This is a genomic window from Aurantimonas sp. DM33-3 (genome assembly GCF_014334315.1).
Taxonomy (GTDB): Bacteria; Pseudomonadota; Alphaproteobacteria; order Rhizobiales; family Rhizobiaceae; genus Aurantimonas; species Aurantimonas coralicida.
In genome coordinates this window covers 1-7,092 of sequence record NZ_JACSGS010000037.1, presented here as the reverse complement: position 1 = coordinate 7,092, position 7,092 = coordinate 1, and the positions used below count along the sequence as shown (strand labels likewise).

General features: G+C 58.8%; 5 protein-coding genes and 1 pseudogene. 1 reads left to right on the top strand and 5 read right to left on the bottom strand.

All coding sequences use genetic code 11. The annotated features are described in order from the left end of the window. Positions 1–126: 126 nt before the first annotated feature. Entirely contained in the window at positions 127–1,668 is a 1,542-nt protein-coding gene (locus tag H9Q09_RS22135; protein WP_187392870.1) for a class I SAM-dependent methyltransferase, read from the bottom strand. A gap of 45 nt (positions 1,669–1,713) precedes the next feature. Continuing rightward, a complete protein-coding gene (locus H9Q09_RS22130) occupies positions 1,714–1,884 on the bottom strand; it encodes a hypothetical protein (RefSeq protein WP_187392869.1) in 171 nt (56 codons plus the stop codon). Between the two features lie 315 nt (positions 1,885–2,199). Here H9Q09_RS22130 and H9Q09_RS22625 point away from each other — a divergent pair. After that, a pseudogene (locus H9Q09_RS22625) lies at positions 2,200–2,916 on the top strand (site-specific integrase). A 223-nt stretch (positions 2,917–3,139) separates the two neighbouring features. On the opposite strand, the gene H9Q09_RS22115 reads toward H9Q09_RS22625, so the two are convergent. From H9Q09_RS22115 to H9Q09_RS22105, 3 genes are all read right to left on the bottom strand, one after another. After that, positions 3,140–3,358 carry a hypothetical protein gene (locus H9Q09_RS22115; protein ID WP_187392867.1) on the bottom strand — a complete coding sequence of 73 codons (219 nt, stop codon included), beginning with the start codon at positions 3,356–3,358 and terminating at the stop codon, positions 3,140–3,142. A gap of 118 nt (positions 3,359–3,476) precedes the next feature. After that, positions 3,477–6,170, bottom strand: a complete 2,694-nt coding sequence (locus H9Q09_RS22110) for a DUF4214 domain-containing protein (protein WP_187392866.1) — start codon at positions 6,168–6,170, stop codon at positions 3,477–3,479. 223 nt (positions 6,171–6,393) lie between these two features. Beyond that, positions 6,394–7,092: DUF4214 domain-containing protein (locus tag H9Q09_RS22105; protein WP_210315475.1), on the bottom strand; the 699-nt coding region annotated here is incomplete at its 5' end.

Sequence of the window (7,092 nt, the reverse complement as noted above, 5' to 3'; positions counted from 1 at the left end):
CGACAGGTCCTCGTTGATTCTTACGGCCATCGCTCTTTCCCTCCCTTCGCCAGACAGGGAATCACGAACGCCCAGGACAGGAAAATCACAGCTGAGTCAGATCAAGCGCAGGCGGGTATCAGATCGTCAGGCGACCAGCAGGCTTTTCAGTACAGGCAATTGCTTCTCGGCAAAGGTCGCTGCCTGCCCTTTCAGCTCGGCCAGGTTTTCCTCATCCGTCTCAAGCGCCTTACTGTCTTTCAGGATCTTCTGTCCTTGGCTCGCCAACACCTTCCAGGTAAACTCGGCCCAGTCCTCAGGCTGCTTTTTACCCTCAGCCAGCGCCAGCAAGAACAGCTGCTGGAACCGACCGACAGACACGCCGCCGCCGGTCACTGGCGAGGCAAGGAACTGAAGCTCGGCGCTGTCACGCGCTCTTTGCAGAACGGCATTGTTGAACGCCTTCACGCTTTTGGCCCGCTTGCCTTCGTCCTTGGTAGGCAAGCACGGCTGCAAATGCCCGGCTCCGACCAGTACGGTCAGCGCCTGTTGCAGTCTTGCCCAACCGAGACTTGCCACAGCTGGGTCACCCAGCATCTCCCGGACCGTCTTCGCGCCGCCGGACAGCACGTCCAGAAGCGGTGTGTAGACCTCAGATTGCAGTGTGGCTTCGCCTTGCGAGCCAGCCACTTTCAGAGTGACGTCGGTGCGGGCCACCGATAACGCGAAGCGGCGATCGAGGAGGGCTTCCTGCGTCGCCTGTGGGGTAAGGGGCACCGGTCCTTTAACAAAAACGTCCCGGCGGAACTGCTGGTTCGTCATATAATCCCGGACGGTTTCCCGCAGCACCGGATCCTCGATGCCGGCCATAATCTGCTGCTGCTCAGGCGTGAGGTTGATCGCGTCGACCTGCTCGAGAAGTGCCGCTGAACCGAGAAAGCTCAGCTTCGCCGCGCTCATCTCTGAGGCCACCTCAGAATGATAAAACAGCGTCCACGCGTCATTCAGATATTCGTGGGCCAGATAGTTCCGGTTCTGACCCTTTACCCGTTCGAACCGCTCTTTCAGGCCTGGGTTCACCCGAAAAAAGGCCGCCCCGGCTTGCTGCATCTGATCGACGAACGCCAAAGCAGGTTCAAGGCGGGAGACCGTTGGCCCACCCTTGGCCTTGCCATGGAGATACATGAGATGCCGCATCGGCGCCGCGGCCGACCATCCAGGAAGCGCGTTGTAGGATACGTAGACGAGGCCGCCGACTTTCAGCTTGCGCCGAATGAACGCGACAATCGCCGCCCGGTTATCTTCACTGATCCAGCTGTAGATGCCATGCAAGGCAATGATGTCGAAACTCTCCGGTAAGCCCGGCGCATCAGCAAAATCCGCAAACGCATGGTCGTAGAATTTGACGTTGGCCAAGCTGGCCTCGTCAGCAAGAGCCCGCGCACCGGAAATCTGAGACGGATTGAAATCTGTCGCGTGGAACTGAACCTGCGGGTTCGCGGCGGCCAGCAAGTTCATAGACAGGCCCTGTCCGCAGCCCAGTTCGCAGTAATTGAGCGACGTCCCTGGCTCCAATCCGCGTTGCGCTCTGATGAGTGCCAGGAGGCTCAGCAAGGCTGGTGTCAACTCGCGGTAGAACCCATGCGTGTAGCCAAGATCGGTGACATAGCCAGATGTCCAAGCACTCATACTTTTTTGTCCCCCGCGATCCGCGTGACCGCTTAATGCCCCTTATTAAACGACCGCAGCCCCCCCGGCAGCCCCATCCCGGACTTTCTTGGCTTCCGTCGTCAGAAGCTGGACGAGCTGCCCAAGCACGCCGCGTTCAAAGGAGAAGTACTCAGAACCCTGCTGCACGACCATTTTCCAGAACGACAGTGAATGGCCTTCAATGGGGGCTGGCATGAGGTCGCTCTTCGAAAGCGGTTTAAACCTTAACAAAAGCTAACAGAAGAAGCCTCGTGCAGACCGTCTGCCATATGAGGAGCGGTCAAGGCCGACGCCTTCCTGGGACCTGACCCTCACCGGCAACGCAAGGAGCTGAGAGCGACCCTCACGCTCGCCGAACTGGTCCATTCCCGGTACCTCCCCCACGTCCAGGAGTACAAGCGGAGCTGGAAGACCGACGAGACGATCCTCCGGCTGCATATCCTTCCCGGGCTGGGGCCGCTCTACCTTGACGAGGTCACCCCGGAGGGCGTCGCCGAGCTGGTTCGCAGGATGCGCCTCAAGGGCTACGCGTCGGGTACCACCAATCGCGTCGTCATCCTGCTGCGGTACGTCTTCAATCTCGCCAAGAAATGGAAGCTCGCCGGTGTCATTGAGAACCCCACGGCGGCCCTGCAGCTGGCCCCGACGGTTCACCGGGACCGCTTCCTCACCGAGGAGGAGACCAAGCGGCTTCTGGTGTCGATTGCGGAAGACGAGAACAGGCTCGCCGCTCAAGCGGTCCTGCTTCTCCTGCTGACCGGGGCGCGGCGGAACGAGATCACTCATGCCAGATGGGAGCAGATCGACTGGCGACGTCGCACCCTGCTGGTGCCCCAGTCCAAGTCCGGCAAACCCCGGAAGATCACCCTGAACGGTCAAGCCATCGCGCTCCTGAAAGGCCTCAAGCGCACGAAGGGAAACCCTTGGATCTTCCCATAGCCTGACACGGGCAGCCCTCCTCAGTCGCTCTACTACCCTTGGCATCGCATCCGCTGCCGAGCAGGCCTGCCCGATGTCCGCCTCCACGACCTCCGGCACTCCTTCGCCAGCTTCCTCGTGAACAGCGGCGTGTCGATCTACGTCGTGCAGGACCTTCTGGGACATACCCAGATCAAGACCACCCAGCGTTACGCTCACCTAACTGGTGAGGCTCGCCAGGACGCTGCTGAAGTGGCCTCGATGGTCCTCCAGAGGGCCAGTCGCGAGGAGGAGGCTGAGGAGGCCTGAAATGGCGGTTCTGGGACCCTCAAAACGGCCGTGACTAGAACATGCCTAGATGGGCGACGCCAAAACGCCCCGATCTCAACCACATGGTGGCCCGCGTAAGCCTTAGCAGGCAGTGGCTTCCGCCCCTGCGGACGCTCCTGAGCCTGGCTAGAGTATGCCTAGATCGGTCGAGGGCGAATGCCGCTTCCAGGTTGTGCAAAAGCGGCCCTTGCTACCGACGCCCTCAGGCCGTCTCAGGAGCCCCGGCAGAGCCATTCGGGACCTTCTCGGCTTCAATCTTCAGAAGCTCGGCGACCTTCCCCAGCTCGGCCCGGTTCAGCGAGAAGTACTCAGACCCGTGCTGTGTGACCATCTCCAGAACGACGGTGGACGGACCTTCGTTGGGGGTGTGGACCTGGACGCGCTGAAGGACCTTGGCCTCGACCTGTTTGGTTTCTGACATGGGGTGCGCTCCTTGGGATTGGATTGAGTGGTGGACAAATGGAAACGGCAGGAGGCCCGTGAAGACCCCCTGCCGCTGTAGAGATTGATGGGCTGCCCCGGAGGGCAGGCCAAGTGTTTTAGATATAATCACCAGCGGCAATCGATGCGGTGCTGTCAAACACACCGACGAGCTGTACTTCATCAGCTGTCAGAGTGTTGGCAACTGCCGTGTCGGTGTTCGTGATACGGAAAACAACAGTGTCAGTGTCCGTCTCAAACTGGACCAACGCACTATCACCAGCACCCAAGGTCGCATCAAGGTTCGCAATAGTTCCGTTCAATGCACCACCGGTGGCGAGGAACGCAGCCTTAACAGCATTGATGTTGGCCGCTGTGAAGCCGGAGCCAGCAGCGCCACCAACCAACGTGTCGAGCGCAGTTTCCTGGGCACCGGTAAGATCGGTCGTTGCCTGGAAAACAATCGCATTGTTCGCGTTGCCTGCGGCGATAGCGTTAGCAAACGTAGTGCCTGTAGCAATCTCTGCACCTTGGATGCCGTTAGACGACGTGCCAGTTCCGTTCACCAAGGCGCCATTGTAGTCGAACTTGTTCTCGCCAGTGACGAAGCCGAGCACGATATCCGAGTTTGCCGCCGTAGTAACTTCAGACTGAACCGTTGCAAATCCGCTAGACGCCGCGTCTTTGGTAACAATGATGGTATCAAGACCACCCTTGCCATTAACGATATCAGCAGCACCACCCGTTGTGGTGATCGTGTCATTCGCAGCACCACCAATGAACGACGTTGCGCTCGTAGTAGTCGCGCCAACCACCCCACCGAAGTCGAGCGTAAGCGCACCCGTAGCTGCGGAACCGTCAACCACCCCGTTTGCCTCGGGAGTGATTGCACCGGACGTGATTGACTGAGTCCCAGCGCCGCTAAGAACAAGCGTTCCAACCGCTTCAGCAGAAGTCAGAGCCGTAACGGTGATGTTATCAACCGCATTCAGCTCAAGGCGCTCAACGTTTGCGAGTACCGGCGTGCCGAGAGTGATCGTCGACGTGGCAGTTGCTCCATCGTCTGCGGTGATCTTCACCGTATCGATCTGGCCGACGGTTCCAGCACCAGCGACATTGATGGTGGCGGAACCATTAGCATATTGCGTGATGGCACCCGCCTGAGCGGCAGTGAGGTTACTGACTGTGGCTGCACCACCAATACGCAGAGCATTGATTGAGGAGTTCGTGAACAAGCTAACGTCGGACGTCTGCGTACCGACATCCAGAACCTCAAAGCCGGCATAACGCTGAGCTTCTGCAGCCGTATCAACATCCGCCGAGGCACCAACAACGAGCCGATCCGCAGTGCCAGAACCCGCATTGATCGACGACGCGGCCACTGAGGTAGCCAGCCCTGCTGTGGTGACAACGTCGTTGCCTGCGCCGCCCTTGAAGCTGTTCGTAACAGAGCTCAAGCCAACGGTAAGGCCGCCAGCGGTCATCCCGCTTGCGTCAATCGTTTTAAAGACACCGTTAGCGCCGAGGTTCACGCTCGAAGCTGCACCGGAAACTTTGAGATCAGCGCCGTTTGTATTGTAATCAGCCCCAACCAGAGTAGCCGTCAGGTTGGTGGCGGCATTGACGTTTAGTGTCGAGACACCGGCCGTTGCACTACCAGCGGTCTCAGTCAGGTCAATTGCACCAACGGTGTTTGCCGCACCAGTCGATGAGATCGTCGCCGTCGTAGCGTTCGTGGTCACACCACCAGTAAGACCGTTCGTGATGGTCGGCAGGGTGCCTGTCGTACCAACACCACCATCGATAGCAATGTTAACAGCAGCACCAGCAGTTACCTGCTCGAATGCGACATTGCCGAGAACCGCGTTTCCATTACCGCGGAGGCCGACAGTGGTGCCGTCGGCAACGTTTGCGAACGTAAGGGCGCCAGTGCCGCGATCATTCCAGACCTGCTGCTCGCCAACAACACTACCGAAATCGATTGCCGAGCCGTTGGCAGTGTCCTGAATGTTGAAAATTTCAACGTTCTTGACATTGTTAAGGCTGGCTACGGAGCCATTCGCATCAAGCAGAAGATTCAGGGTGTCGGTGCCGGCGCCGCCGTCGATCTGGTCAGCAGCCGTCAGCGTGTTGATCGTACCGTTAACCGCATTGTACGTGTCGTTCTGTGCGGTACCGTTGGTGTTGATAGCGGGGGAAACGGCGTTCGGCGCATCAACATTGGTAGTGAGCGTGAAGGTGGTGCCAACGTTAACCGTGCCGCCGAGCGAACCGGTGTAAACAGCGGTGCCCTGACCAGCAGCGTCGAGGAAGCCAACAACTGCGGTCGAAACGTTCGCCTGGAACTCCGGCGACTCAGAGAAGGCAAGAGCGATACGGCCCGCGCTGAAGCCCGAGTTGAGGTAGAAATTCACTTCACCAGCCGACGGCGTACGGCCGAGAACCTGCTGGTAGACAGCGTTGATGAAGGCCGTATTGACCGTGTTACCACCGAAACGGCTGATGAACTCGGGCGAGTTGGCGAAGCTGTTGGCGAGATCGGACTCGGTGGCCGGGCCACGCAGCGTGTCGACCTGGTCGTTCAGGCCTGCCTTGTCCGGCACGCGACCGAAGACGGTCTGATACAGGCGAACAACGTCCTGCACGTCTTGGCCTTCCGGGGACTGGATCAGCGCGACACGGACCTGAGCGAGCGTCAGCGCGCCAGAGTCGACAGCCGACACATAGGAATTGATCTCGGCAGAAGTGACTTCCGAGCCCGAACGCTGAAGGATATCAGCGAAATATTGGCGAATTGTATCGATAGTAGCCACGGTATCTCCACGTGCATCAGGGCGCCCATGCGCCGACGAAACAAGGAGGGGAATCCCCCCCCATCCGCAAACCGCTCGGGCATCCACATCCCGTGAGTGCCAAAAAACAGATTCGCTAGGCGGGATGGGTACAGTAGATGCTATACGGCATCAAGGGGCTAATTGCGCGTGCGGCGAGAAAAATGGATAGCAACTCAACGACATGCATTGGCTTGGTGTGTCGTCAAACGAGGAGGATGTCACTCTGCAACGTGATGCCATTGCTGATGTTTACAGCCACTAGATTGATGTTCTCAGGGCTCTCGGCGAATCCGGCCAGCACATCAGCGCGATCCCAAATCCCGTTCCCTAACCGTGTCAGGTAATAGGCGAGGCCGGCGGCGTCTGGCCCCCGATCGAGGACGTTGGCGTACATCGCATCAACGAACGTCGTGTCGCTGGAATTCGCGCCGTAGAGACTGGCAAATTCAGGGGAGACAACGAAGAAATTCGCCATTTCCTTCAACGTGAACCCGCGGTTGTCGTAATTTGCGAGATTGAAGGTTAGACCGGGAGTGTCAGGCGTTCGGTCGAAGGCCGCTTGGTACATGCGATAGATTTGCCCCGCATGTTCCCCTGCCCCGATATCGAAAGCGAGTGTCAGGTCGCCAAACATAATCCGCTCGACGTCTATGAGGGTTTGCGTGCTCCCATCCCCGAGCCGGACGCTGTGATATGAGCCGGAGTTCCAGACGGCACTGCTATCCAGGACAGAAACACCGGTCACAACCGTATCAAGGCCGATGCCGCCATTCACCTCGTGTGCCTCCGGCGTGAGCCGCCTTGCGAACTGTGGATGAGATCGTTGTTTTTGCGGCGTGGTGTGGTGACCACGGTGCAAGCAATGAGGATATCCACGTGACCTACCATCGGATCGATCTTG